General features: G+C 69.9%; 21 protein-coding genes. 9 read left to right on the forward strand and 12 right to left on the reverse strand.

The genetic code is table 11. The features are described 5' to 3' along the window. Positions 1-144: 144 nt before the first annotated feature. Both ACWGKS_RS19345 and ACWGKS_RS19350 read left to right on the forward strand, forming a co-directional pair. Complete coding sequence (locus ACWGKS_RS19345) at positions 145-2,709, forward strand: LuxR C-terminal-related transcriptional regulator (protein WP_452455365.1); 2,565 nt, start codon at positions 145-147, stop codon at positions 2,707-2,709. A gap of 414 nt (positions 2,710-3,123) precedes the next feature. Next, positions 3,124-3,966, forward strand: a complete 843-nt coding sequence (locus ACWGKS_RS19350) for an AMP-binding protein (RefSeq protein ID WP_452523417.1) — start codon at positions 3,124-3,126, stop codon at positions 3,964-3,966. A gap of 5 nt (positions 3,967-3,971) precedes the next feature. On the opposite strand, the gene ACWGKS_RS19355 is transcribed toward ACWGKS_RS19350, so the two are convergent. Continuing rightward, the gene (locus ACWGKS_RS19355) at positions 3,972-4,496 is read right to left on the reverse strand and encodes an ATP-binding protein (RefSeq protein ID WP_452523419.1); all 525 of its coding nucleotides are present in this window, start codon (positions 4,494-4,496) and stop codon (positions 3,972-3,974) included. Between the two features lie 683 nt (positions 4,497-5,179). Between ACWGKS_RS19355 and ACWGKS_RS19360 the strand changes: the two genes are divergently transcribed. From ACWGKS_RS19360 to ACWGKS_RS19375, 4 genes are all read left to right on the forward strand, one after another. Beyond that, entirely contained in the window at positions 5,180-6,784 is a 1,605-nt protein-coding gene (locus ACWGKS_RS19360) for an ABC transporter substrate-binding protein (RefSeq protein WP_358510115.1), read from the forward strand. Positions 6,785-6,877: 93 nt separating this feature from the next. Further along, on the forward strand, positions 6,878-7,813 hold the full coding sequence (locus tag ACWGKS_RS19365; protein ID WP_358510112.1) for an ABC transporter permease: 936 nt from the start codon (positions 6,878-6,880) through the stop codon (positions 7,811-7,813). Next, a complete protein-coding gene (locus ACWGKS_RS19370; protein WP_452455306.1) occupies positions 7,810-8,691 on the forward strand; it encodes an ABC transporter permease in 882 nt (293 codons plus the stop codon). The genes ACWGKS_RS19365 and ACWGKS_RS19370 overlap by 4 nt, the downstream gene beginning before the upstream one ends. Continuing rightward, positions 8,688-10,355 (forward strand): ABC transporter ATP-binding protein, encoded by a 1,668-nt coding sequence (locus ACWGKS_RS19375; protein ID WP_358510106.1) that lies wholly within the window; start codon positions 8,688-8,690, stop codon positions 10,353-10,355. The genes ACWGKS_RS19370 and ACWGKS_RS19375 overlap by 4 nt, the downstream gene beginning before the upstream one ends. 52 nt (positions 10,356-10,407) lie before the next feature. Here ACWGKS_RS19375 and ACWGKS_RS19380 read toward each other — a convergent pair whose 3' ends face one another. The 7 genes from ACWGKS_RS19380 to ACWGKS_RS19410 all read right to left on the reverse strand — a co-directional run bounded on the left by ACWGKS_RS19380 (position 10,408) and on the right by ACWGKS_RS19410 (position 18,487). Continuing rightward, positions 10,408-11,094: an N-acetylmannosamine-6-phosphate 2-epimerase gene (locus tag ACWGKS_RS19380; protein ID WP_452455304.1), complete on the reverse strand. Its 687-nt coding sequence runs from the start codon at positions 11,092-11,094 to the stop codon at positions 10,408-10,410. After that, positions 11,091-12,023, reverse strand: coding sequence for an ROK family protein (locus tag ACWGKS_RS19385; RefSeq protein WP_452523423.1), 933 nt, complete (start codon positions 12,021-12,023; stop codon positions 11,091-11,093). Before ACWGKS_RS19385 ends, ACWGKS_RS19380 begins: the two co-directional genes overlap by 4 nt. Continuing rightward, entirely contained in the window at positions 12,020-12,949 is a 930-nt protein-coding gene (locus ACWGKS_RS19390) for a dihydrodipicolinate synthase family protein (RefSeq protein ID WP_358513826.1), read from the reverse strand. The genes ACWGKS_RS19385 and ACWGKS_RS19390 overlap by 4 nt, the downstream gene beginning before the upstream one ends. Then, positions 12,946-13,926 carry an ABC transporter ATP-binding protein gene (locus ACWGKS_RS19395; RefSeq protein ID WP_358513824.1) on the reverse strand — a complete coding sequence of 327 codons (981 nt, stop codon included), beginning with the start codon at positions 13,924-13,926 and terminating at the stop codon, positions 12,946-12,948. The genes ACWGKS_RS19390 and ACWGKS_RS19395 overlap by 4 nt, the downstream gene beginning before the upstream one ends. Beyond that, positions 13,923-15,881, reverse strand: coding sequence for a dipeptide/oligopeptide/nickel ABC transporter permease/ATP-binding protein (locus tag ACWGKS_RS19400; RefSeq protein WP_358513822.1), 1,959 nt, complete (start codon positions 15,879-15,881; stop codon positions 13,923-13,925). Before ACWGKS_RS19400 ends, ACWGKS_RS19395 begins: the two co-directional genes overlap by 4 nt. Before the next feature lie 4 nt (positions 15,882-15,885). Further along, the gene (locus ACWGKS_RS19405; protein ID WP_452455303.1) at positions 15,886-16,836 is read right to left on the reverse strand and encodes an ABC transporter permease; all 951 of its coding nucleotides are present in this window, start codon (positions 16,834-16,836) and stop codon (positions 15,886-15,888) included. A 70-nt stretch (positions 16,837-16,906) separates the two neighbouring features. After that, on the reverse strand, positions 16,907-18,487 hold the full coding sequence (locus ACWGKS_RS19410) for an ABC transporter substrate-binding protein (protein ID WP_358513818.1): 1,581 nt from the start codon (positions 18,485-18,487) through the stop codon (positions 16,907-16,909). A 114-nt stretch (positions 18,488-18,601) separates the two neighbouring features. On the opposite strand from ACWGKS_RS19410, the gene ACWGKS_RS19415 reads away from it, so the two are divergent. Together ACWGKS_RS19415 and ACWGKS_RS19420 are read left to right on the forward strand one after the other, a co-directional pair. Further along, on the forward strand, positions 18,602-19,351 hold the full coding sequence (locus ACWGKS_RS19415) for a FadR/GntR family transcriptional regulator (RefSeq protein WP_358513816.1): 750 nt from the start codon (positions 18,602-18,604) through the stop codon (positions 19,349-19,351). A 50-nt stretch (positions 19,352-19,401) separates the two neighbouring features. After that, positions 19,402-20,571: a sialidase family protein gene (locus tag ACWGKS_RS19420; RefSeq protein WP_358513814.1), complete on the forward strand. Its 1,170-nt coding sequence runs from the start codon at positions 19,402-19,404 to the stop codon at positions 20,569-20,571. Here ACWGKS_RS19420 and ACWGKS_RS19425 read toward each other — a convergent pair. The 3 genes from ACWGKS_RS19425 to ACWGKS_RS19435 form a co-directional block, all read right to left on the reverse strand. Beyond that, positions 20,568-21,806, reverse strand: coding sequence for a Bcr/CflA family efflux MFS transporter (locus ACWGKS_RS19425; RefSeq protein WP_452455302.1), 1,239 nt, complete (start codon positions 21,804-21,806; stop codon positions 20,568-20,570). The genes ACWGKS_RS19420 and ACWGKS_RS19425 overlap by 4 nt on opposite strands. 79 nt (positions 21,807-21,885) lie before the next feature. Next, a complete protein-coding gene (locus ACWGKS_RS19430) occupies positions 21,886-22,725 on the reverse strand; it encodes a GNAT family N-acetyltransferase (protein ID WP_452523428.1) in 840 nt (279 codons plus the stop codon). A gap of 71 nt (positions 22,726-22,796) precedes the next feature. Beyond that, positions 22,797-24,452 (reverse strand): alpha/beta hydrolase, encoded by a 1,656-nt coding sequence (locus tag ACWGKS_RS19435; RefSeq protein WP_358513808.1) that lies wholly within the window; start codon positions 24,450-24,452, stop codon positions 22,797-22,799. 146 nt (positions 24,453-24,598) lie between these two features. On the opposite strand from ACWGKS_RS19435, the gene ACWGKS_RS19440 reads away from it, so the two are divergent. After that, positions 24,599-25,063 carry an Lrp/AsnC family transcriptional regulator gene (locus ACWGKS_RS19440; protein WP_358513806.1) on the forward strand — a complete coding sequence of 155 codons (465 nt, stop codon included), beginning with the start codon at positions 24,599-24,601 and terminating at the stop codon, positions 25,061-25,063. Here the strand turns inward: ACWGKS_RS19440 and ACWGKS_RS19445 are convergent. Continuing rightward, entirely contained in the window at positions 25,060-25,845 is a 786-nt protein-coding gene (locus tag ACWGKS_RS19445) for a sporulation protein (RefSeq protein ID WP_452455301.1), read from the reverse strand. The two genes, ACWGKS_RS19440 and ACWGKS_RS19445, sit on opposite strands and share 4 nt — an antisense overlap. Between the last annotated feature and the right edge of the window lie 84 nt (positions 25,846-25,929).

A 25,929-nucleotide genomic window follows, 5' to 3' on the forward strand; every position in this document is an offset into this window, starting at 1 on the left:
GTACGCGCGACGACACTTGCACAGTGCGCGTGCACCCGCTAAACCAGGAAGTCCGCCCTCGACCACCCCGAACCCCTGTGACCCCTGCCTCGCGGCGGTGAACACACCCCCGACCAGCCCCTAATTGTGAAGGCCATGGCACCTTTGACCGCGCCCGCGCGGCACAACCTCCCCCGGCCGGGCACCAGCTTCGTGGGCCGGGAGCCGGATCTGAGCGATCTGCTCCGTCTGCTCGGCTCCAGCCGGTCGGTGACCATTCGTGGCGCCGATGGGATCGGCAAGACGCGACTGGCCCTCCACGTGGCCGAACAGTCCACCGTGTCCTTTCCGGACGGGGTGTGGTTCGCCGATCTCACCGACGTGTGCACCCGCTTGGAGGTGTACGCGCGGATCGCCGAGGCCGTCGGCGTGGTCGAGGAGGCCGGGCAACCCCTGGCCACCACCGTGACCGAGGCACTGCGCGACCGTCGGCTGCTGCTGGTCCTGGACTCGTGTGAGCACGTTGCCGAGGAGGTCACCGAGATCGGCGACGCCCTGTTGGCGTCCTGCCCCTCGGTGTCGTTGATGCTCACCAGCGAGCAGGCGGTGCGGCTGTCCGGCGGCACGGTGTGGATGGTCCCGCCGATGTCCCAGCCGGTGGTGGCGCGCAACGCCCCGCCGCCCGACCCCTCGGGCACCGAACCGGTGCGGTTGTTCCTCGACCGCGCGCGTACTCGTGACCCCCGCTTCGAGGCCTCCCCCGAGGAACTGGACGCGATCTCGGCCCTGTGCGACCTGGCCGGCGGCATGCCGCTCGGTATCGAACTGCTCGGCGCGGAGGCCCCGGAGTCCGGTGTGCGGCCCCTGCTCCAGGGGTTGCGCGACCACCTGGCCTCCCCCGAGCTGCGGCCCGGCCCGGGGCAGGCGGTCTCGCGCAGCCAGGTACTGCCCGTGGTGCTGGACTACGTGTACCGGAACCTGCCCGAACCCGAGCGGGTGCTGTTGCGCCGGCTGTCGGTGTTCCGGGGGTGGGACCTGGAACTGGCCGAACAGGTGTGCTCCGACGAGGGTCTACCCGAGTCCTCCATCCTGGACCTGCTCACCTCCCTGCTGAACCGTTCCCTGGCCACGGTGACCGGCGAGTTCGAGGGACGTGTGCGTTACCGGCTGCCCGAGGCCGTGCGCAGGTTCGCCGAGGATCGTCTGGTCGCCGAGGGCGAGGACCTCCTCTTCCAGGACCGCCTCCTGGACCGGATGCTCGTGCTGGTGGAGGACCTCAGCGGCAAGCTGGAGTCATCTCGTTCGATGCCCTGGTCCGAGCGAGACGCCGGACGGCGTCGGGTGCTCGCCGAGTACGACACGCTCCGCTCGCTGCTGCGCAGGTCCCACCACAGGGCCGCGGCCGAATCGGGGCTTCGACTGTGTGTGAGCCTCTCCGCGCACTGGGTGAGTCACCACAACTATTCCGAGGGTGCCCACTGGATGGACCGGCTGCTCGACCTGGAGGAGGCCGCCAAGGCTCCCTCCAGGGCCCGGGCCCTGGTCGGCCGCGCCCAGTTGGCACGTGTCCGACGCGACCACGACCTGGCCCGCAGCGCGGGCGAAGAGGGGTTGCGGCTGTGCCGGGAGGCCGGGGACGACCTCTTCGTGCGCACCGCCTTCAACCTGTTGGCCCTGGTGGAGGTGCGCGACCGCTGCGTCGAACGCGCCTCGATGCTGGTGGAGGAGGCGCTGCGGCTGTGCCGTGACGCCGGGGACATGTGGGGTGAGGCGATCGCCCTGAGCACCCGAGCGGCCCTGGTGGCCCAGCAGGGGGACCACCCCACCGCCGACCACCACTACAACGCGGCGTTGACCCTGCTCCGCGGGATCGACCACCGTTGGGGCGTGGGTGTGGTCCTCATCGGTCAGGCCCGCGCCGCGGAGATCGGTGGGGACCTGATGACCGCCGACCGTTGCTATCGGGAGGCCCTGGACACCCAGCGGATGATCGGGACGACGGCCGAGGAGGCTCGTTGCCTGGCCGGCATCGGTCGGGTGGCCCACGCCCAGGGCTCACCCGGGCAGGCCTACGACTACCTGAGCGAGGGGCTGCTGCTCAGTCACCAGAGCGGACAGCGCGCCGAGGCCGCCCGGATCCTGACGTCGATCGCCCGGGCCGCCTTCGAGGACGACCTGCGCGAACCCGCCTGCCGGTTGGCCGGAGCGGCCGTCGCCCTGCGCGAACGGGTCGGACTTCCCACCCAAGGCGCCCCGTGGCCGTTCGTGGACGTGGAACCGGTCCGCCGGCGCCGCCGCCATCTGGTGGCCTGGTGGGAGCGGGGGTACCGCATGGGGCAGGCCGAGGCGGTCCAGGAGGCCGAGTGGGTGGTGGCCGAGGCGCGCCGCCCCCCGGAGAAGCGCTCCCGGGCCTCCTCCCCGGTCGGGGAGGGAGGGAAGGCACCGGAGAAGAAGCGGGCCCGCTCGTCGGAACGCCACGGAACGGGGCGTCGACGCGCCCCCGCCGCGACGTACTCCCCCGACGCCACCAGGCCACAGGACGGTCTGACCAAGCGTGAGTTGGAGATCGCCCTCCTGGTCAGCACCGGTCTGAGCAACCCGGAGATCGCGCGGGACCTGTTCATCAGCCCGTCGACGGCCGCCCGACACGTCGCCAACATCAACCGCAAGATGGGTTTCCACTCGCGCGCACAGATCACCGCGTGGGTGGAGCACCACAGGGCCGGTTGAGGGCCCGGGAGACACCCCCCGGGTCGCGTGCGTCCCTGTTCGGGGGCTGTGTAGAAATACCATGCCCCGAATCTACATATGCACATGCATGGCAAGATGCATGTGCATTTGGCTGTGAACAAGCTAGGCTTCAAGCCATGGGACATCAGGCTCGCGACGCCATGGATCCGAGCCCGATCACGTCCCGGAAATGGCCGTCGGGGAGCCTGGTCGAGCACCGGTCGCCCGTCGCGCCTTCGGTCCCGAGGTGGCCCTCGGGACCGGTGGGCACCCGTGTCGGTGCGAGTGGGGAACCGGGGAGGGACCCGCTCGCGACGAGTAGCCGACACGGCGCCTTTCGGTCTCGTCACGTGGAGGGGGCGTGACGAGACCGGAAGGCGAACCCACCACCGCTTCGGTCGACTGGGGGAACGTATGGGGGTAGGGCTGTCTTCTGGAACCGGACGACCAGGTAGGCATCTGCCGCGTCGGGACGATCCGATCGGCTCGCTCACCGGCGGCCTGCGCGAGCGGCTTCGGCTGCGTCCCGGGCTCGGCGGATCGATCAGGGGTAGATCCGGTCGCACCGACGGACTCACCTTCGCGGCCACGGTCGAACAGGCGGCGGCCGGGCTGAGCCGGCGCGGCCTGTGTCTGGGTGACGTGGTGGGCGTTCTCGCGCCCGTCTCACCCAACCGGTTCCTGGCCTCCTACACGGTGATGGCGGTCGGCGGCCGTGCCCTGACCGTCCTGCCCGAGTCCGACGCCGACACCCAGTGCGCGGCGCTCGCCGAGACCGACGCCCGACTGTTGTTGGTCAGCGAGGACCTCGCCGCGCGCGGCCTGGAACTGGCCGAACGATCGCGGGTCCGCCAGATCATCACCTTCGGTTCGGCTCCGGGCACCACGCCCTTCGACGAACTGCTCCTGCCCAGCCCCGACGGCAACGGTTACAGCCCCGCTCGCGGGCTCTTCGACAACGGGCTGCTGGGATACGAGAGCACCGGCGACGGCATCCTGACCACGCTGCACACCCACCACGACCTGTTGGCGAGGTTCGCGGAACTGCGTCAGACCCTGAACCTGACGCCCGACGACGTCGTGGCGGTGGATCGACGAGGGGACGAGGCCACCCGGCTGGCGTTGGTGGCGCTCGCACTGTGGACGGGCGCGTGCGTGGTCGCCGGAGAGGGATGCCCTCCCCCGGAGGGGCGTGGGACAACGGTGGAGTGCGCACCCGACCCGATCCGGGTCGGCACCCCGCCCGGAGCCGGCTGAACCGCTCAGGACCCGCTGGAGGCCGCCTCGTCGTCGATCTCGAACCAGGCGACGTGGGTGGCCTCGCTGCAGTACTCACCGCTGCGCGTCGCGCAGCTCTCCACGATGAACTTCCCGCGGCCGAAGTCGCCGCCGTCCTCGCGGGTGTGCTCGTCCGCGGAGCCATCGGGTTCGCGTTCTCCCTGGTCGGCGATGGCCACCCGCAGGCGTCCCTCGTCCGAGCGGATGAACAGTGTCATGACCCCGCCGCTCTGACCGGAGCGGGAGTGCAGCAGGGCGTTGGTGGCCAATTCGCTGACGGAGAGTTCGGCGTCGTCCAAGGCCCCCTCGGAGTGGCCGGTCCGGGAAAGGAACTCGCGCACTCGGGCACGGATGGAACGCACCGCGGTCAGGTTCCCCGCGCAGCTCCACACGGTGTGGTCGGTGACCCCACCGGTCATATCCGCCACGTCGATCGCCGGCGCGGCCGACGTCGCGGCGTCCGGGGCCCGCGGGGGCACGTAGTCCCGGAGTTGCCTCGCCTCAGCCATCCGGTCACTCCAATCACCCGCGTCGGGCGCGCGGGTCGCGCCGCCTGCACTCACCTTAGACAAGGGTGCACCGGGTACAGAACAGCACACCCACGTTCGTGGCGCCGGCGATTGGCCACAAAACCCCTTCCCGTGTCCTCCCCGATATGGACAAAGGAAACAGCTCGGGACCCCAGCGGCGCCCATGTGAGGTGCAACACGTTGGCAATACCCTGCCGAAACCGGCATCGGGGGCGATCCGCGACCACCTGCCGCGGGCCCACCTCCACCAAGATATCGGTCACCGTGCGTCACCGGGCATCCGGTAAAGCGAGAAAAGTCTCGCCTAAACACCACGGTTTCGCGTCCCAGTGACAACGATGGGGACACAACACCGAGCGTGGAAACGCCCCGCCGGCACTCACGGGTCACACGAAAGCGCACATGTCACACCACCACGGTTTCGCACGGAACGGCCCGCTCCACGTGGGGTTTCCGCCGGTCCAGAGACCTCCCTCTCCGTCACTCGCTGGAAACCGATGGTTCACACCCGCCCCGGTTTCTACCCCGCTTGACGCCCTATGCAGGGACAACAAGGATCTTTGGGACCGACTCTTCCACGTCACCCGGGGACACGCCCCCACTCTCCGAGTGCCGGTGCCCTGTCGGTCGAACCCCGTCCGTATCCCCAACCGAGGTGTCACGTGCCGACCCTGCCCGAAGACTCCACCCCCGTTCAGCGCCTCACCAGTCGCCGCAGCCTCCTCAAGGTCTCCGCCGCCGGCGCAGCCGTCGCCCCGGTACTCGCCGCGTGCGGCGGTGGTGACTCCGATTCCGGCGGTGGGGCCGAAGGGGACCCCCAGCGGGGTGGCCGACTGCGGGTCGGGGTGGCCGGCGGTGGCTCCGGTGACACCCTCGACGCGCACGACCCCACCGACAACGTCGACATCGCGCGCAACTACGCGCTCTACGCGGCGTTGATGCGCTTCGCCAACGACGGCACCATCGAGCCGTACCTGGCCGAGTCGCTGGAGGCCAACGAGGACGGGACCGAATGGACCCTGGTCCTCAAGGAAGGACTGACCTTCCACGACGACTCCCCCGTCGACGCCGAGGCGGTCGTCTACTCGCTGCGGCGCATCCTCGACCCTGAGAACCCCATGCGCGGCGCGGGCGACATGCCCGGAGTCGACCCCGAGAAGCTGGAGATCGTCGACGACCTGACCGTCCTCATCCCCGTCGACGAACCGCTGGTGACCCTGCCCGAGGCACTCGCCGAGTACTACAACTGCGTCGTCCCGGTCGACTACGACCCGGAGAACCCGATCGGCGCCGGACCGTTCAAGTACTCCGAGTTCGTCGTGGGCGAGTACAGCCTCTTCGAACGCCATGAGGGCTTCCACGTCGAGGGACAGCCGTACGTGGACGAACTGGAGATCATCGACTTCCCCGACGACGACGCCCGCGTCAACGCGCTCAACAGCGGCAGCGTCGAGATCATCAGTCAGGTGCCGCACGCCCAGGTCACCATCATCGAGGCCGACCCGAACCTGGAACTCATGGAGTCCGAGACCGGCATGTGGCTGCCGTTCACGATGAACATCGAGGAGAAGCCGTTCGACGACGTACGCGTCCGTCAGGCCTTCCGGCTCATCGTGGACCGCCAGGAGATGATCGACCAGGCCCTCGCCGGCTACGGTCAGGTCGGCAACGACATGTACGCGCGGATGGACCCCTCCTACCCCGAGGACTTCCCGCAGCGTGAGCAGGACATCGACGAGGCCAAGCGGCTGCTGGACGACGCCGGGTACGAGGACGGCCTGGACGTCGAGCTGGTCACCTCCGACATCAGCGCCGGTGTGGTCGCCGCCGCCGAGGTCTTCCAGGAGCAGGCCCGTGAGGCCGGGGTGAACGTGAGCCTGCGCCGCGTCAACCCCAGCGACTACTGGAACCCCGAGGAGGGTTTCCCCTACCCCCTGGGCCAGGACTTCTGGAGCGCCCGCAACTACATCACCCAGACCGCGCAGGGCTCCGTCGTGGGCGCCCCCTACAACGAGACCATGTGGGGCGAGCACGAGGAGTGGCTCGACCACCTGACACAGGCGCGCCAGACCGCCGACGACGACGAGCGCAACGAGCTCATCCGCAAGGCGCAGGAGATCGAGTACGAGGAGGGCGGCTACATCGTGTGGGGCTTCGTGAATCTGATCGACGCCCACTCCAACCGGGTGCACGGGCTGGAGCCCGCCGTCTCCGGCCACCCCTTGGGCTCGTACGCCTTCCACACCATGTGGATGGAGCAGGACTAAGCGGTGTTCTGGCGCCCCCGTGGTTCACGGAGCAAACCCCTGGCGCCACCGGACCTCCCCGGATTTCCGTAGTCCCGCTATCGAAAGCTCACCATGACTCGACTCATCGTCGTACGCCTCTTCTTCGGCGCGCTGACGCTCTGGGCGGTGTCCCTCGTGGTCTTCGCGGCCACGCAGGCGCTACCGGGCGACGCGGCCCAACTCATCCTGGGCCGCGACGCCACCCCGGAGCGTTTGGCGGCACTGCGCGACCAGCTCGACCTGCACGAGCCGGTGGCCGTCCAGTACGCGCAGTGGCTGCAGGGGATCGTCCAAGGCGACCTCGGCACCTCCTTCTCCAATCGGCAACCCGTCTCCGAGTACCTGGCCTCCCCCGTCCAGAACTCGATGACCCTCATGGGTCTGTCCGCGCTGGTCGCCACCCCCATCGCGCTGTTCGTCGGCGCGTTCAGCGCGCTGCGCCGGGACCGCGGCTTCGACCACTCCGCCTCCATGGGCACCCTGGTCCTGGCCTCCGTCCCGGAGTTCGTGGTCGGCATCCTGTTGATCCTGCTCCTGGGCCCGGGCGGTCTCGATCTGTTCCCGTCGGTCTACGCCCGTGAGGGTGGACCGGAACAGTGGGTGCTGCCGGTGCTCACGCTCTCCCTGGCCGTCGCCCCACCGATCGTCCGCATGATGCGGGCGACGATGATCGAGGTCCTGGAGAGCGAGTACGTGCAACAGGCACGCCTCAAGGGCGTGTCCGAACGCGTTGTGTTGTGGCGGCACGCCGCGCCCAACGCGATCGGCCCCGTGGCCCAGGTGGTCGCCCTGCAGTTGGCCTGGTTGGCCGGCGGTGTGGTGGCCATCGAGTTCCTGTTCAACTTCCCCGGCGTCGGCAAGGTCCTCATGGACGCCATCGAAGACCGTGACGTGCCGTTGATCCAGGCCGTGGTCCTGCTCATCGCGGGGATCTACATCCTGGTCAACCTGATCGCCGACGTGGTCGGGCTGGCGGCCAACCCGAAGGTGAGGGTCGCGAACCGATGAGTGAACCTTCGATGAGCACCACCCCCAAGACGCCGGTCCGGCGTCCGGGGCTGTTCCGGACCGCGTGGCGGTTCGGGCGTACCAGGATCGGTGTGGCCCTGACCGGCCTCGTCGTACTGGTCGCCGTGGTGGGCCCCTTCGTGGCCCCCTACACACCCACCGAGTTCGTGGCCAAGCCGTTCGAATCGGGTGTGGACGATGTGCTGTTCGGCGGTGACAACCGAGGCCGCGACGTGCTCACCCGGTTCCTGTGGGGCGGATGGACGCTGTTGCTGCTGGCCGGCTCCGCCGCCGGTATCGGCGTGGCCGCGGGCACCGTGATCGGCATCATCGCCGGTTACCGCCGAGGCTGGGTGGACGACGTCCTCATGCGGGTCAACGACGTCCTACTGGCGTTCCCACAGCTCATCGCGGCGCTGCTGGTGATGTCGATCATCGGCCCGAAGGTGTGGCTGATCGTCACCGTGATCGCGGTGTCGCACATGCCACGCGTGGCCCGGGTGATCCGTGAGGCCACCCGCAAGGTGATCGAACAGGACTACGTGAAGGCCGCCGAGGCGATCGGGCTGCCTCGTTGGCGGATCATGGCGGTGGAGATCCTGCCGAACGTGACCAGCCCGCTGTTGGTCGAACTGGGCCTGCGCCTGACCTACTCGATCGGGGTGGTGGCCGTGCTGGGCTTCCTCGGCATGGGTATGCAGCCGCCCACCGCCGATTGGGGCCTGATGATCAACGAGAACCGACAGGGGATGGCCGTGCAGCCGTGGGCGGTGGCCCTCCCCGTGACGGCGATCGCGATCCTGACGGTGGGCGCCAACCTCATCACCGACGGGCTGTCCCGCGCGGCGATCGGTATCGATCGGGGGGTCGAGAAGTGACCGAGCATCCGGAACCGACGGGGGCCGACGAGCCCACCGGCGACGAGACCGTGTTGAGGGTCGACGGCCTGACGGTGATCGGTCGTCCCTCGGACGTCGAGATCATCAGCGACGTGTCCGTGACCGTGAACCGAGGAGAGATCCTCGGCCTGGTCGGCGAGTCCGGCTCCGGCAAGACCACACTGGGGCTCTCGCTGCTGCGCCACCTCAAGCGGGCCACGGAGATCACCGACGGTCGGGTGTGGGTCGGCGAACGCGAACTCGCGTCACTGAACGAGCGGCAGGTACGGGAGCTGCGCGGCCGCGCGGTGGCCTACATCCCGCAGTCGCCCGCGTCGGCGCTCAATCCGGCGTTGCGTCTGGGCACCCAGCTGACCGAGGCCGTGCACGACACGGACGCGACGCCAGGGCAGGTCGCGGAGCGGGTGAGCGAGGTCCTACGCGAGGTGGCGCTGCCCGACGACCCCGCGTTCCTACGCCGATACCCGCACCAGTTGTCCGGTGGCCAGCAGCAGCGGGTCGCGATCGCGATGGCGTTCGTGGGACGCCCCGACCTGATCGTGCTGGACGAGCCGACCACCGGTCTGGACGTGACCACCCAGGCGCACGTGTTGGGGACCATCCGGTCGATGACCCGCGAGTACGGGACCGCGGGTGTGTACATCAGCCACGACATGGCGGTCGTCGCGGACCTGGCCGACGACATCGCGGTCATGTACCGCGGTGAGTTGGTCGAGCACGGGCGCGCCGACGAGGTGCTGTCCAACCCCCGGCACGAGTACACACGGCGGCTGCTGATGGCGGTGCCGCTGCTGCGCACCTCCGGGCACGAGGACCCTCCGGAGCGGGACGAGGAGCCGCTGCTGCGGATCTCCGGGCTGTCCGCCGGGTACGGGCGCACGCGGGTGTTGGAGGGGATCGATCTGTCGGTCTCCCCCGGCGAGTGCGTGGCCCTGCTGGGCGAGTCGGGATCGGGCAAGACGACCCTGTCGCGTTCGGTGGTGGGATTGCACCACCAGTTCTCCGGCGAGATGTCCTTCGACGGGCAGGCCCTGGCCACGAACGGCTATCGGCGCACCGCCGAGCAGCGTCGCCGGATCCAGTACGTGTTCCAGAACCCGTACGAGGCGCTGAACCCGCGCAAGCGGGTGCGCGACCAGATCCTGGGCCCCTACCGGCACCTGGTGGGTCGTCCCGCCGACGCGGATTCGGTGGTGGCCCAGGCCTTGGAACGGGCGGCGCTGCCCGCCTCCTACGGGGAGCGGTTCCCCGAGCAGCTCAGTGGTGGTGAGCGTCAGCGGGTGTGCATCGCCCGCGCGGTGGCGACCCGGCCGGACCTGCTGGTGTGCGACGAGATCACGTCGGCCCTGGACGTGTCGGTGCAGGCGGAGATCGTGAAGCTCCTGCGGTCGTTGCAGGACGACGGGATGGCGCTGCTGTTCGTCACGCACAACATCGCGCTGGTGTCCAACATCGCCGACCGGGTCGCGATCCTCAACGGAGGGAAGATCGTGGAGTACGGGCCGGTGGGACAGGTGATGTCGACCCCCGAACACGAGTACACGCGGGCGTTGATCGCCGACACCCCCGACTTCGAACTGTCGTTCCCGGGCGCTCCGGAGCGCCTGGGCATGGAATCCGAGGGCCGGGTCACCGACGGCTGAACGCAACGGTGAGGGGCCGGGGACACGTGACGTGTCCTCGGCCCCTCACCGTTCATTCGCCGCCGTCGGCGTGCGCGGCGGCCACGAACCAGCTCGTCAGCGTGCTCGGGTGGGTGATGGCCGTGCCCACGACCACGGCGAAGGCGCCGCGACGCAAGGCCTCGGTGACCTGTTCGGGCCGGTGGACGCGCCCCTCGGCCAGTACCGGGACGTCCAGGGCGCCCGAGAGGCTCTCCACCAGGTCCAGGTCGGGGCCCTCCCCACCGGTCGTGGCGGGGGTGTAGCCGGACAGGGTGGTGCCCACCAGGTCCGCGCCCGCCGCCACCGCGGCGAGTCCCTCCTCGTGGGTCGCGACGTCGGCCATGACCAACCGGCCCGTCTCCTCGTGGACCGCGCGGACGATGTCGGCGGTGGCGCTCCCGTCCGGTCGCCGGCGGCCGGTCGCGTCGATCGCCACGATGTCGGAACCGGCGCGCGCCACCTCCAGCGCCAGGCCCAGGGTCGGGGTGATCACGACCCCGCTGTTCCCCTCCTTGACCAGACCGATCAGCGGCAGGTCGGTGGCCTCGCGGATCCGGGCCAGGTCGGCGAGTCCCTGGGCCCGGATCCCCACCGCGCCGCCGTCCTGCGCGGCCCGCGCGACCCGGGCCATCGTGTCCGGGTCGCGCATCGGCTCCCCCGGGTAGGCCTGGCAGGAGACCACGACCCCCGATCGGAGTCGCTCCACCACGTTCGTCATCGGTGTTCCTTCCGCGTCGTCTCTTCGTTTTCCCGCCACACCAGGTGGGCGGCGCCGAGCAGGGCCGCGTCCGCCCCCAGCGCCGCGGGGACCACCGATAGTCCGCCCGGCGCCGGGACCAGGCCCCGTTCGATCTCCTCGGTCAGCGCCGACCACCAGTCGGCCCCCGCCCCGGCGACCCCGCCCCCGACCACGATGACGTCGGGGTCGATCACGTTGGCCAGGCCGGCCAGCGCCGATCCCAGGGCCGTGGCCCCGTCGACCAGCACGGAGCGGGCCACCGGGTCCCGATCCACCAGCGCCACGACCTCCTCCAGTCGTGTCACGGCGGCGCCACCGCGTTCGGTGTACTCGGCCACCAACGCGGGGCCGGAGGCGACCGACTCGACGTGGCCCTCGGCCCCGCAGGGACAACGGCGGCCGGCCGCGGCGGCCACGGGCACGTGTCCGACGTGACCCGCGGCCGCCCGGGCCCCGCCGTGGATCCGTCCTTCGCACAGCAGGGCGCCGCCCACCCCGGTGCCGACGGCCACCAGCAGGACCGTCGAACCTCCCCGGGCCGCGCCCCGGCGGTACTCCCCCAGGGCGTGGGCGTGGACGTCGTTGACCACGGCCACCGGCATCCCGAGTTCCGCGGTCAGGTGACCGCAAAGGTCGGTACCGGCCCAGCCGGGCAGGGAGTCCGTGGCCGAGAGCACCAGTCCGGTGTCGGGGTCGACGACCCCGGCGCTGCCGACACCGACCCCGACGACCTCGTGGTCGGCACCCACCTCACGGGCCAGTTCGACCGCGGTGTCGAGTACCGCCCCAGCTCCCCCCGCGGCCGGGGTGGGACGCTTGGCGCGGGTGAGAACGGCCCCGTCGGCGGTGACCGTGGCCGCCGCGGTCTTGGTGCCACCGATGTCCAGGGCCACGGCGACCCTGCTCACAGCAGCTCGACCTCCTCCAGGATCGCGCGGACGCGCCAGGTCTCCTCGTCGGTGAAGGGCCGCATCGGAGGCGCCGGCACGGGGTCGTCGATGACTCCGAGGAGGGCGAGCGCGCACTTGAACGCGCCGAGCCCGGCGGTGGATCCGCCGGCGGTGGCGGGGTCGGCCGCGCGGACGATGCGGAACAGTCGGATCAGGCGTTCCTGCTCGCGCCGGGCGGTCTCCCAGTCACCGGCCAGGCAGGCCGCCATCAGGCGCACGTAGCCGGCGGGGTCGACGTTGCCCAGTCCGGGGACCGCGCCGTCGGCGCCCATCAGCATCATGGCGTCGACCACGGCCTCGTGCCCGGTGAGCACGGAGAAACCGGGGATCTCCCGGCCACCGATCACCAGGTCGCGAAGGCCCGGGTCGTCTCCGCTGGAGTCCTTGATCCCGTCGATGATCCCGTCGGCGGCCAGCCGGAGGACCTCGTCCGCGGACAGCTTGCTGTGCACCGACACCGGGACGTCGTAGGCCAGGAGCGGCAGTTCGGTCCGGTGACGCACCACACGGAAGTGGCGGTCGATCTCGGCGGGGTGGGTGCGCGTGTAGAAGGGCGCGGTCACCACCAGGGCGTCGGCCCCGTGCTTGGCGGCGGCCTCGGCCCGCTCCACGACCCTGTTGGTCGTGGTCTCGATGCAGCCGGCCATGACCGGGACCCGCCCGGACACCGCGCCGACGACCGTGTCCAGGACGGTGTCGCGCTGGGTGTCGGTCAGGTACGCGGACTCGCCGGAGCTGCCCAGGGCGAAGATCCCGGAGACCCCCGCGTCGATCAGGGAGCCGACCAGCCGCTCCAGTGACACGGTGTCGACCTCGCCGTTCGTGTCCAGAGGGGTCACGATCGGCGGGACCACGCCCGTGTACTTCGGCGTGCGCTGACTCATGCGGTGCTCCTCGCGTTCGATTCGGGGTGGACGCAGTTCCATGTGTGCCCGTTGTCGGAGTCGCCGGCCGGGAACTCCTCGGCGCAGACGTCGGTCGCCTTCCAGCAGCGGGTGCGGAAGGGACAGCCCGTGGGCGGTGCGGTGGCGGACGGTACGGGTCCGCGCAGGATGATCCGCTCCGAGCGCTGCGTCAGGCTCGGGGTGGCGGAGAACAGGGCTCGGGTGTAGGGGTGACGGGGGTCCGCGACGATCTGTTCGGCGGGGCCCTCCTCGACGACGCGCCCGAGGTACATCACGGCGATGCGGTCGGCGAGGTGGCGGACGGTCTGGATGTCGTGGGACACGAACACCATGCCCAGGCCCAGGCGGGACCTGAGGTCGACGAGCAGGTTGAGCACCTGCGCGCGGACGGACACGTCCAGGGCGCTGGTCGGTTCGTCGGCCACCACCACGTCCGGTTGCAGGGCCAGGGCGCGGGCCACGGCGACGCGCTGTCGCTGGCCGCCCGACAACTGGGCCGGGACGGCGTCGCCCACGTGTCCGGGCAGACCGACCAGGTCGATCAGCTCGTCGACGCGCGCCTCGCGTTCGCTCATGGTGCCCCGGCGGTGGACGTCGAGCGGGTCCCGCAGGATCCCGCGGACCGACATGCGCGGGTTGAGCGCGGTCGAGGGGTCCTGGAAGACGACGCCCATCGCCGAGCCGAACTCCCGCCGGCGTCGCGAGGTGGGCATCGCCCACAGGTCCTCGCCACGGAAGCGGACGGTGCCCCGGGTGGGTCGTTGGAGTCCGGTCGCCACCTTGGCCAGGGTCGACTTCCCGCAGCCGGACTCGCCGACGATGCCCAGGACCTCGCCGCGCGCGATGGTGGCGGTGGCGTCGGTCAGGGCGTGGACACGGTCGCGGCGGAACAGGCCTCCGGTGCGTGCGGTGTGGACGACGTGCGCCCCGTCGAGTTCCACGATCGGCTCGGTCACAGCAGGGCTCCCTTCGACGCCGGTGCGGGATGCAGGCAGGCGTAGTCGTGGCCGGGACCGTCGTTGGTCAGGGAGGGCGGTGCGGTCAGGCACTCGGGGGTGACCGCGGAGCAGCGGCCGGCGAAACGGCAGCCGGCACCGAAGTCCTGCGCGGCCGGTACGACCCCGGGGATCTGGTGGAGGCGTTCGGCCCCCGCCTCCAGGGACAGGACCGAACCGAGCATCCCCCGCGCGTAGTGGTGGCGCGGCCGGGTGAGCAGGTCGCGGACGGGCGCGACCTCGGCGAGCTGGCCCGCGTACATGACGGCCACGCGGTGGGACATCTCGGCGACCAGGGCGAGGTCGTGCGAGACCAGCACCATCGCGAAGCCGAGTTCGTCCCGCAGTCTGGCGAGCAGTTCCACCACCTGGGCCTGGACGGTGACGTCCAGCGCCGTGGTCGGTTCGTCGGCGATGAGCAGCCGCGGCTTGCGGGAGAGCGCCATGGCGATGAGCACGCGTTGGCGCTGACCACCGGAGAGTTCGTGCGGGTAGCTGCGCATGGTGCGCTCGGGGGTGAGGCCGACCAGGTCCAGGAGTTCGGCCGGGCTCTGGTCACCTCCCCGGCTGGTGAGCTGGCGCAACTGGGTACCGACCAGGACCGAGGGGTTGAGGGACGACATGGCGTCCTGGTAGACCATCGCCAGCTCGGGTCCGGAGTAGGCGCGCCGCTCCTTCTGGGAGAGGGACAGCAGGTCCTTGCCGTCGTAGAGGATCTCGCCCGTCACCTCGGCCTGGCGGGGCAGCAGACCCATCAGGGCGAGGCTGGTGAGGCTCTTGCCGCAGCCGGACTCGCCGACCAGGCCGAGGGTCTCTCCGGCCCGGACGTCGAAGGAGAGTCCGTCGACCACGGACACGTCGCCGTGGCTGCCGGGGAACCCGATGCGCAGGTCGCGCACGGACAGCAGGGTGGGCGCGTCCTCGGCGACCGGCGGTACGGTCTCCTCGCGTTCACGGACGGCCGTGGCGAGACGGGCCAGGACCTCGGTGCGGTCGTCGTCCTCGGCCGGGACGTCGGTGGTGGTCTCGGCGGAGTCGGTCGCGCCGCCCCCGCCGCGCACCGCGCTCTTGGGCGCGGCCCAGGCGTCGGTGAGTCCCTCGGAGAGGATGTTGAGGGCGAGCACCGTCAGCAGGATGGCCAGGCCGGGGAAGAAGGTGGCCCACCAGCCGCCGGACAACAGCAGCTGACGTCCGTAGGAGATGACGTTGCCCCAGCTGGGCAGCGGGTCCTGGATACCGGCGCCGATGAAGGCCAGGCTGGCCTCGTAGACGATCGCGTCGGCCACCAGGATGGCCGCGAACACCATGACCGGCGCGGCGCAGTTGATCGCGACGTGCTTGATCAGCACGTAGTGGCGACGGGCACCGATCAGGCGTTCCGCCGCCACGTAGTCCTCCCCGTACTGGGTCAGGACGTTGGCGCGCACGACCCTGGCCAGAGAGGGCACGTAGATCACCGCGATGGCGCCGATGAGGACGGGGATGCCACTGCCGAAGACCGCGACCAGCACGGCGGCCAGGGCGATCCCGGGGAACGCCATGAGCACGTCCAGCACCCGCATGATCGACTCGTCGATGACGCGGTGGGAGGTGGCGGCGATACCACCGAGGATCCCGCCCACGAACAGGGCCAACAGGGTGGCGCCAATGCCGATCAGCAACGAGTAGCGCGCCCCGTGCACGACCCGGGAGAAGACGTCGCGTCCGGCCCGGTCGGTGCCGAACCAGTGTTCGGGTCCGGGCGGCTGGGCCGGGACGCCCGTGGCCAGCGGGTTCTGGACGAAGAAGGGTGCGACGATCGCGATGACGCAGATCGCCAGCATGACCACGAGGGAGATCCTCGCGGCGAGGGACAGGCGGTGTTTCCTGGAGGGCTTGGAGAGCCCGGTCAGGCGGTCCGCGAGTCGAGGGCGCACGTGATCACACCTCTCGGATCCGTGGGTTGACGACGACGTAGAGCAGGTCGATCACGAGGTTGACGACCAAGAGGGAGATGGCGACCGTGAGCACGGCGCCCTGGACGAGGGCGACGTCGGCGTTGGTCACGCCGGTGAGCAGGAGTTGGCCCATGCCGGGCAGGTCGAAGATGGTCTCGATGACCACCGCGCCGCCGAGTGCGTAGCCGAACCGCCACCCCAGCACCGTCAACGGCGTGATCAGCGCGTTGCGCAGGGCGCTGCGCAGTACGAGCCACCGGGGCAGGCCGTTGCCGATGGCGGTGCGGACGTAGTCGCGGTCGAGTTCCTCCACCATCGAGGTGCGCACCAGGCGGGAGAGCTGCGCGCCGATGGGGATCGCCACCGCGATGGTCGGCAGGGTCATGGTCATGACCCAACCGGAGAAGGAGTCGACCGGAGCGGTGTAGCCACCGGTGGGCAGGAGCCCGAGCCCGAGGGAGAACTGCTGGATGAGCAGGATCGCCAGCCAGAACGGTGGGAGCGCCACACAGGCGATGGACACGATCCGGGTGACCTGGTCGGGCCAACGGTCCCGCCACAGAGCGCCGGTGAGTCCCATGAACAGGGCGAAGACGATGGCTCCGCCCATGCCCGTCATGGTCAGTTCCAGGGTGAGCGGGAAGGCCTCCGCGATCCGGTCGACCACGGGGGTGGCCGGCGGCGCGGTCATTCCCAGGTCACCTTGGACCAGGTCCCCGAGGAAGTCGATGTAACGGACGGGCAGTGGTTGGTCGAGTCCGTGTTCCGCGGCGTAGGCGGCACGGGCCTCCTCGCTGGCGCCCACGCCCAAGGCGTTGTAGGCGGGGTCGTTCGGTGAGAACTGAAGGATCACGAAGACCAGCAGGGAGACGCCCAGGAGCATCACCGGTAGGACCAGTGCTCTGCGCAGGGCGAGGCGCATGAAGACGCGCATCGGGGTTTCTCTCCTCGTGGAGCGGGCGGGGGCCGGACCCGTTCGGGTGGGTCCGGCCCCGAGGTCGAGGTCAGGCCGGGCCGACGTCCAGGAAGGACAAGCCGGTGGTGTTGATCGGCCGGAACCCTTCCAGCGCGTCGTCGTTCCAAGCCGTGATCAGCTTGCGGTGCAGGATCGGGTAGAGGGGGACCTCGTCGGCGATGAGGTCGATCGTCTCCGCCCAGAGTTCGGCGCGCTCCGCCTCGTCGTCGGTCCGGACGGCCTCGTCGAGAAGTTCGAGGACCTTGTCGGCCTCCTCGGTCTCGGACCAGTTGTAGTAGCTCGTGGGCCACTGACCGTCGAAGAACCAGCGCAACAGAAGGTCGACGTCGTTACCGAAGACGGACGGGTCACCGGGGGCGACCATGGCACGGAACTTGCCGCTCTCGACCTTGTTCGCGTACTGACCGCCCGACTCACCGATGTCGAGGGTGGTGGTGACGCCCACCGCGTCCCAGCTCTCCTTGATGAGCGGGACCACGTCCTTGACCCAGCCGGTGTTGGTGGCGACCAGGTCGATCTCCAGTCCGTCGACCCCGGCCTCCTCCAGCAGTTCCCGAGCCCGGTCGGGGTCGTGCCGGTAGACCGTGCCCGCTTCGCGGTGGTCGGGGTGCGACTCGGGCAGGAATCCGGTGGCGGCGGCCGCTCCGCCCAGCATCGCCGTCTCGACGATCTTCTCGTGGTCGATGGCGTAGTGCAGGGCCTGGCGGACCCGCTTGTCGTCGAAGGGCTTCTCGGCACAGTTGAACATGAGGAACAGCAGGCCGAACGACTGCTCCTGTTCGACGGTCGAGGCGGACTCCAACGCTTCGGCGTCGAGGTAGGGCACGTCCTCGATCACGCTGACCCGGCCGGACTGGAGGGCGGTGACGCGGGCGCTGGGGTCGTCCAGCAGCATCCACACCATCTCGTCGGCGAGCGCCTCGCGCGGGCCGTTGTAGGCCTCCCACCGTTCGAAGGTGATGTTGTCCGCGGCGGTGGCCGATACCAGCTTGTAGGGGCCGGAGCCGACGGGTGCCGAGTCGAACCCCTGCCGGTCCTCTTCGACGAGGGCCTTGGGCACGATCTTGATGATGCCGAGCCGTTCGACCGCGAGCGCGAAGGGGTGCTTGAGGACGATCTCCACCGTGTCCTCGTCCACCTCCGTCACCTCCTCGATGAAGGAGACGAACTGCGCCATCAGCGAGTTGTTCTCGGGGTCGAGGACCCGCTCGAAGCTGTAGACCACGTCCTCGGCCGTGACGGGGTCTCCGTTGTGGAACACCGCCTCCTCGCGGAGGGTGACGCGCAGGGTCGTGTCGTCGACCTGTTCGGGCATGTCGGCGGCGAGCGCGTTGTAGGGCTCCCGGGTCACCGGGTCCAGGTCGACCAGGGCCTCGAAGATGTGCAGGTTGGCCGCCTGCGGCAGGGCCCCGGTCGCGGTCATGGGATCGAAACCGGTGGAAAGCGTGTAGGACAGGCCGGCCTCGATGCGGTTCGAGGAACCCCCTCCTCCCCCCGAGGAGGCCCCGCAGGCGCTGAGCGATCCGGCCAGGGCCGCGGCGGTGCCTGTGGCACCGACGAACTGGAGGAAACGCCGACGCTCCATGGCGCCGGGGTCGAAGTGGAACACGATCACTCCTTGTCGGGGGGACGGGCAAGACCTCAGGGGAAGGGCATATGACGTCTGATGTCCGATGCCTGTAGGGTGTGACTCTAAGCACCAAACAGGAAAGGGGTCAATACGTTGACCGAGGAATTGACCAAGCCCGCCTCGCGGAACACTCTGCGCGGTCATGAGGTTACGGAGCAGATCAAGAACTTCATCCTCCGCAACGGCCTGACCCCGGGCGACCCGCTGCCCACCGAGACCGAACTGTGCTCCGAGCTCGGCGCGAGCCGCTCCAGCGTCCGCGAGGCGATAAAACGCCTCAGTGCCCTGGACATAGTCGAGGTCCGGCACGGACACGGCACCTACGTGGGGCGGCTGTCCCTCAACTCCCTGGTCGAGAGCCTGACCTTCCGCGGTCGCCTGAGCAGCGGAGACGACCTCGCGACACTCTACGAGCTGGTCACCGTGCGCAAGGTCCTCGAACAGGGCCTGGGCCGCGACATCGTCAACGGGTACGACGAGGAACAGCACCAGAGCCTCGCGGAACTGGTCACCGGGATGGAGGAGGCCGCCGAACGCGGCGAGAGCTTCGTGGAGGAGGACCGCGCCTTCCACCTGATGCTGTTGGCCCCCCTGAACAACCAGCTGGTCACCCAGCTCACCGGGGCCTTCTGGGACGTGCAGGCGGTCGTGGCCCCGCTACTGCTCACCACGGAGGAGGACGCCCGCGAGACCGCCGCCGCGCACCGAGCGATCATCGACGCCGCGCACCGAGGAGACCAGGCCGGGTTCGTGGCGGCGGTGGCCGACCACTACGCCCCGATCCTCCATCTCCTCGAAAAACCCGCCACAACGGGGGTTGACCACGACACCCCCGACGCTTAGCGTCCTAGACGTCTGATGTCCGATGCCTCCGCCCCCTACCGGAGGTATCCATGAGAAAGCACGCGAGTCCCGTCGTCATGGCTGTGGGCCTGGCCGTCACCGCCGCCCTGGTGTCGCCCGCCGCAGCCGACGACGCCACCCCCGACCCCCGGACCACCGCGGCCGAACCGATCATCGAACGCGTCGACCTGGCCAGTGCCGGAGAGGGCGCCCACACCTGGCGCATCCCCGCCCTCGAAGTGCTCGAAGACGGCACGCTGGTCGCCGCCTACGACCGACGCAATGACAGCGCCGCCGACCTGCCCGGCGACCTCGACCTCATGGTCCGTCGCAGCCACGACAAGGGACGCACCTGGACCGAACCCCAGGTGGTCGTCGACTACGACGACGGTGTCGGCGCGGGCGACCCCAGCCTGCTCCTGGACCGCGAGACCGGTCGCCTGTTCATGTTCCACGCCCACGGACCCGACGGGGTCGGGTTCTTCAACTCCTCCGACGGCAACTCCAACGACAGCCAGGACATCCTCCACACCGACTACTCCTACTCCGACGACGGCGGACGGACCTGGAAGACCCGGCGCATCACCGAGGACATCAAGGACCCCGCCTGGTTCGGGATCTTCGCCTCGTCCGGCACCGGCATCCAGCTCTCCGACGGTCGCCTGGTCCAGCAGTACGCCTACGACTCCGGTGACGGGATCTACGCCGTGAGCGTCTACAGCGACGACCACGGGGAGACCTGGCAGGCCGGAGAACCCGTGGGACCGGGCATGGACGAGAACAAGACCGTGGAGTTGGCCGACGGTCGCGTCATGCTCAACAGCCGCACCCCGCAGGGCCCCTACCGCCTGATCGCCTACTCCGAGGACGGTGGCGAGACCTACGGCGACCCGGTCCCCGACCACGAACTGATCGACCCCACCAACAACGCCGGCCTGATCCGCTACGACGCCGACGCCGAGGAGGGCACGGATCGAGCGCACAAGCTCCTGTTCACCAACACCAGACACGAGAGCTCGCGGGAGAACCTGACGGTCAACATGTCCTGCGACGACGGTGAGACCTGGCCGGTGGCCAGGGCCATCGACCGCGGCGCGGCCGCCTACTCCACGATCGTGCCCCTGGGCGACGACGAGTTCGGTGTCCTCTACGAGCGCGGGAACGTCGAGCACATCACGTTCCTGCGATTCAACTCCGCCTGGTTGGAAGAGGACTGCTAGGGAATCCGAGCCTCACCCGGCCCCGCCCTCGGGACCTTCGGGACCCGAGGGCGGGTCATCGTCGCCATCACCAGCAGGCCCAGGGCAGAGGTGCCGAACAGCAGCACCCCCATGGGCACCGCGGTGGTCTCGTCCAACCCCACCAGCGGCGCCACGACGGCGCCGATGAACATGGGTAGCGCGCCCAACAGCGAACCGGCGCTGCCCGCCCGGTCCTCCTGGCCCTCCATCGCCAGCGCGAAGGAACCGGTGAGGACCACCCCCATGCACGTCATGTAGACGAAGATCGAAACCACGAGCAGCGACAGCGGGCCCTGCAGGAGCGCCGTGGCGAACACGACGGCGGTGACCACGACGGCGGTGACCACGGCGACGTAGAGAAGGGACCGCTCACCGAAGCGTTCGCCGAGTCGGCCCACCGCGGCGCTGCCCAGGATGATCGCGATGCCGTTGACCCCGAAAAGGAACCCGAAGACCTGCGGGGACACCCCGTACAGGTCCTGGTAGACGAACGGGGTCCCGGCCACGTAGGCGAAGCTGCCGCCGTGCAGCAGGCCGACGACGAGCGTGTACCCCAGGTAACGACGGTCCCGCAGCAGGACGCCCATCGCGGCCAGGCTCCCGCCCAGGGTGCCGGGGATACGCCGTTCGGTCGGCAGGGTCTCGGGCAACCGCACCGCCACCACCACGACGACCACCACGCCCACCAGGGCCAACGTCCAGAAGATGGACCGCCAGTCGGTGAAGGGCAGCCACAGCACACCGCCGCCCAGGATCGGCGCGGCCATCGGCGCCACCGCGACGACCACCATGATCAGCGCGAAGAAGCGGGTGAGGGCGGATCCGTCGAAGACGTCGCGCACGATCGCACGGGAGAGCACCACCCCGGCGCTCGCGGTGAAGCCCTGGAGGAACCGGCCCAGGACCAGCACCGTCGTGTTCGGCGCGAGCGCGCACAGGGCCGTGGCCAGGACGAACAACGCGACGCACACCAGCAGTGGTCCGCGCCTGCCGCGGGCGTCGCTGACCGGGCCGATCACCACCTGACCCGCGGCGAGCCCGACCAGACAGGTGGTGAGGCTCAGCTGCACCTGGGAGGCGTTGGCCCCCAGGTCCGCGGAGATCTCCGGGAACGCCGGAAGGTACATGTCGATGTTGAGCGGGCCCAACACGGTGAGCATGGCGAGCAGGAGGGCCAATCCCAGGCGGGCGCGACCGGTCGGGTTGCGGAGCATCCGCCAACCGTAACCGGACCGCCCCGGCCGGGTCCCGGGTCGATCCCTCGATCTGACACCGATCCGTCAGGTACGCGGCTCAGAAGAGCACGGACATGACCTCGCCGACCTGGCGGAACCCGACCCTGCTGTAGGTGGCGCGGGCCGGGGAGTTGAAGTCGTTCACGTACAGGGTCACGCGGGGCGCGATCTCGGCGAGGGCGTAGTTCACCACCGCGGCCATACCGGCCGCGGAGTACCCACGACCGCGCAGCTCCGGGTGCACCCACACACCCTGCACCTGGCAGGCCTGGGGGGTGACGGCACCGATCTCGGCCTTGAACACGACCCGACCGTCCTCGATGCGGGCGAAGGCACGACCGGTGCGGACGAGTTCCTCGACCCTGGCCCGGTAGAGCGCTCCCCCATCACCGGAGTCCGGTGGGACACCGACCTCCTCGGTGAACATGGCGACACAGGCCGGTACCAGGGTGTTGATCTCGCTGACGCGGACACGGCGCACCAGTGGGTCGGCGGGCACCGCCGGTGGCCCGTCGATCTCCAGGACGGGTTGGCTGGCACGGATCGTTCGGGCGGGCCCCCAAGCGGGAGTGACCTGGTGCCAGAAGTCGCTGACCGCCTCCACGGGGCCGACGATCGACGAGCAGCGGCGGCCGCGCCACCGAGCGTGGTCGGCGAAACTGCGAACGGCGGCGGGCCCGGCGTTGACCGGGACCAGGTTGGCGCCCGAGTAGCACAGCGCCGTCAACCTGCCTCGCTCGACGTGTCCCCACACCTCGGCGCCGCCGACACCGGCGATCCCGGTGGTCAGCAGGCGCGAGGCGACGAAGACGTTGCCGACGGGGTCGGTGTCCAGGAGCGTTCGGACGGCCTCCCGGTCGTGTTCGCCCAGAATTCGAACCGGTGAGGTCCGCAGCATCGCATCTCCCCCATATCCCCGATGACCGGGAACGGTCACCGGGCCAAAGACGAATTCGCGCCGATTCCAGCCTATTCGACCGTTCCTGCGGACTCACCCGGGTACTCCAAACCGATGGGGCCCAATCGGTCCACGGGCGTGTGGGGCGCGGACTGCGTGTCGCGCGGTTCGGGTTCGGGGCGTGGGTCACAGGTCAGGTCGGGGCCCTCGGCGCCGCGTTCGGGCAGGGTCCCCTCGCGCAGGTAGTCGACGACGGCCTCGTCCACGCAGGCGTTGCCGGTGAGGGAGACCCCGTGGGTGATGCCGCCGTCCTCGATCACCAGGGAGGACCCGGGCAGGCGCTCGCGCAGGGCGTACGCCCCCTCCACCGAGGTGGCGCCGTCGTCGGTGGCGTGCACGAGGAGCACGTCACCGTCGTAGGCGGGGTATTCGTCGGGCGCGTCACCGACCTGGAGCCAGGGGGCGGACTCTCCGTCCCACGTGGCGCACGGGGCGTTGTACCAGATGTTGTGCCATCCCATGAAGGGCGCGTCCTCGTGCACCTGCCGGGCGTCGGCGTTCCAGGTCTCCCAGGCCTTGGGCCATTCGGCGTCGGTGCACTGGACGGCGAGGTAGCCGCCGTACGCGGGGTCGCTCTCGGCGTCGTCGCCGTAGTTCTCGTGCAACTCCCGCAGGGGGGCGGAGTCGCCGTCCCGGATCTGCGCGGACATGGCGGAGGCGACCGCGGGCCAGGTACCGCCGCTGTAGGCGACGACGATGACGGCGCCCTCCAGTTCGGTGGGGCCGACCGTGTCCTCCGCGGGGTTCTCTCGCAGTTCGGAGCGCAGGTCGTAGTAGGCGTCGGCGACCGCTTCTCCGTCGGTGCCCAGCCCGTAGGCGTCGTCGTGGCGGGCCACCCAGTCGAAGAAGTTGTGGGCGGCCCGGTCCAGGGCCCGGCTCTGCGCCAGGTTGCTCTCGTACCAGGGGTTGTCCGGGTCGACGACACTGTCCAGGACCACGGCGCGGACGCTGTCGGGGTAGAGCGAACTGTAGACGGTGCCGAGGTAGCTGCCGTAGGAGTAACCCAGGTAGTCGACCTGTTCCCGTCCCAGGGCGACGCGCATGGCGTCCATGTCGTGGGCGGTGTCCTCGGTGCGCATGTGGTCCAGGAGGGGGCCGGCGTCCTCCGCGCAGGCGTCGGCGTAGGCCTCGGCGTCGGCGCGCAGGGCCTGTTCCTCCTCTGCGTCGGCCGGGACCGTGTCCTTTCGGACCGGGGCGAAGAAGTCGGGGTCGCAGGTGATCCCGGGGGTGGAGGCGCCCATACCGCGCGGGTCGAAGGCGACCACGTCGTAGGTCTCGCGGAGTTCCTCGGGCATGCGCAGGTGGGTGTGCGAGGCCCACTGGCGGCCGGCGCTGCCGGGGCCGCCCGGGTTGACCAGCATGGTGTGTTCGGCGGTGCCGGTGGCGGGCACGCGGGAGAGCGCGATCTCGACGCTCTCGGTGAGGGCGTGAGGGTCGGCGACGCCGGGTCCGTGGACCATCGGCACGGCGAGGGTGGCGCATTCGAGGTTCTCGTCCTCGACGGGGTCGAGGTCCTCGCATGGCGCCCAGTCCAGGGACGTCTCGGGGGCGGGGGCCTCGGGGGCGGTGGGAGCGGCGGCCTGGGCGGGGGATAGTGCGGTCAGTGCGGCCAAAAGCGCGCCGCCGCCGCAGTAGGCGACCCATCGTGTGCCCGTTCGTCCCCGCACCCGTCCACCCCTCGCCATCCCCTTTGAACCTTCTAGCGCATTCTCTCTGTTACCGAGCATGACAATGGGAAGCGACACGGACCCCACCCTGGCATGCCGACGGTAAGATGTGCCCTGGTCGTTTCAGATGGTGACAAAGGGGCGCAATGCGGCTTGATCGTGTCGATGAGCGGATCATCGCGATACTCGGCGCGGACGCACGGATGAGCTTCGCCGAGATCGGCGGAGAGGTCGGTCTCAGCCCCTCCGCCGTCAAGCGCCGGGTGGATCGGCTGGTCGAGTCGGGCGCCGTGCGCGGCTTCACCGTCGTGGTCGAACCTAAGGCGATCGGGTGGACCACCGAGGCGTTCATCGAGCTGTACTGCCGCGCCCGCACCTCCCCCACCGAGATCCGCAAGGGTCTGACGGGCTACGCCGAGATCACCTCGGCGTGCACCGTCACCGGCGACGCCGACGCCCTGGTCCAGGTCCGCGCCCGCGACACCCACCACTTGGAAGAGGTCATCGAGCGCATCGGCGCCGAACCCTTCGTGGTGCGCACCAAGAGCACCCTGGTGCTGTCCCGCCTGGTCGACCAGCCCATCCTCGCCGGTACCGCCGATCAGACCTAGAAGAGGCCTCTACGGCCCGCCAGGGAGTCGATCCACTGGTTCAGGTGCCCCGACCAGTCACGACCGGCGCCCTCGTGGTGGCTCACGCTGAAGCGGTGGTAGGTGTCGCGGCCCTCGGAGAAGAGCAGTCCCGGCTTCTTGTCCAGTTCCAGCACCACGTCGATGCCGTGCTCGTCGGTGACCAGGGACAGTTCCAGTTCGTTCAGGCCCCGGTAGCGACGGGGAGAGCGGAACTCGATCTCCTGGTAGAAGGGCAGTCGCTGCCGGGTCCTGGCCAGGCGGCCGCGCTCCAGGTCGGCGTGCTTGAACGTGAACCCGAGGGAGAACAGCGAGTCCAGGATCGCGGCCTGCGCGGGAAGGGGCTGCACGGCCACCGGGTCCAGGTCCCCGGGATCGACCGCCTTGGCCACGTGCAGACGAGTGTTCACGCCGAGGTTCATGTCCCGCAGATGACGACCGCGGTGGGTCGTGATGGGGGTCTCCCAGGGCACGAAGAGCTCGAAGGGCACCTCGAAGCGCTGCCCCGGCACCAGGGCCACGCCCTCGCCCAGACGCACTCGGTGGAACTCCATGGCGCTGTCGACCTCGTGGTCGCCCACCTCGGTCTCGACCCGGGCCTGGAGGCCGATCGTGAGCTGCTCCACCTTCTGCTCGACGTCACCGCCCGCGATGACGACGGTGCCCTGAAGAGAGCCGCCCGGAACGGTCACGGAGGAGTCCAGTGAGGTCTCCACCGAGGCCCCACCGAATCCGATACCGGCGAGCAGACGTTTGATGACCATGGGCACTTCCTCATCTCGGTGGGCATGCGGCCGAGACATCGGGGGCTCCCGGCCGCCCGCAACCTATCGCAGGTGTTCCGGGAG

Source organism: Nocardiopsis sp. NPDC055879 (assembly GCF_053615935.1).

Coding starts and splice junctions, on each gene's coding strand:
- ACWGKS_RS19445 (WP_452455301.1), bottom strand. CDS start 25,845: ATGGTCATCAAACGTCTGCTCGCCGGTATCGGATTCGGTGGGGCCTCG.
- ACWGKS_RS19380 (WP_452455304.1), bottom strand. CDS start 11,094: ATGACGAACGTGGTGGAGCGACTCCGATCGGGGGTCGTGGTCTCCTGC.
- ACWGKS_RS19420 (WP_358513814.1), top strand. CDS start 19,402: ATGAGAAAGCACGCGAGTCCCGTCGTCATGGCTGTGGGCCTGGCCGTC.
- ACWGKS_RS19390 (WP_358513826.1), bottom strand. CDS start 12,949: ATGAGTCAGCGCACGCCGAAGTACACGGGCGTGGTCCCGCCGATCGTG.
- ACWGKS_RS19440 (WP_358513806.1), top strand. CDS start 24,599: ATGCGGCTTGATCGTGTCGATGAGCGGATCATCGCGATACTCGGCGCG.
- ACWGKS_RS19425 (WP_452455302.1), bottom strand. CDS start 21,806: ATGCTCCGCAACCCGACCGGTCGCGCCCGCCTGGGATTGGCCCTCCTG.
- ACWGKS_RS19365 (WP_358510112.1), top strand. CDS start 6,878: ATGACTCGACTCATCGTCGTACGCCTCTTCTTCGGCGCGCTGACGCTC.
- ACWGKS_RS19405 (WP_452455303.1), bottom strand. CDS start 16,836: ATGCGCGTCTTCATGCGCCTCGCCCTGCGCAGAGCACTGGTCCTACCG.
- ACWGKS_RS19430 (WP_452523428.1), bottom strand. CDS start 22,725: ATGCTGCGGACCTCACCGGTTCGAATTCTGGGCGAACACGACCGGGAG.
- ACWGKS_RS19355 (WP_452523419.1), bottom strand. CDS start 4,496: ATGGCTGAGGCGAGGCAACTCCGGGACTACGTGCCCCCGCGGGCCCCG.
- ACWGKS_RS19350 (WP_452523417.1), top strand. CDS start 3,124: ATGGGGGTAGGGCTGTCTTCTGGAACCGGACGACCAGGTAGGCATCTG.
- ACWGKS_RS19370 (WP_452455306.1), top strand. CDS start 7,810: ATGAGTGAACCTTCGATGAGCACCACCCCCAAGACGCCGGTCCGGCGT.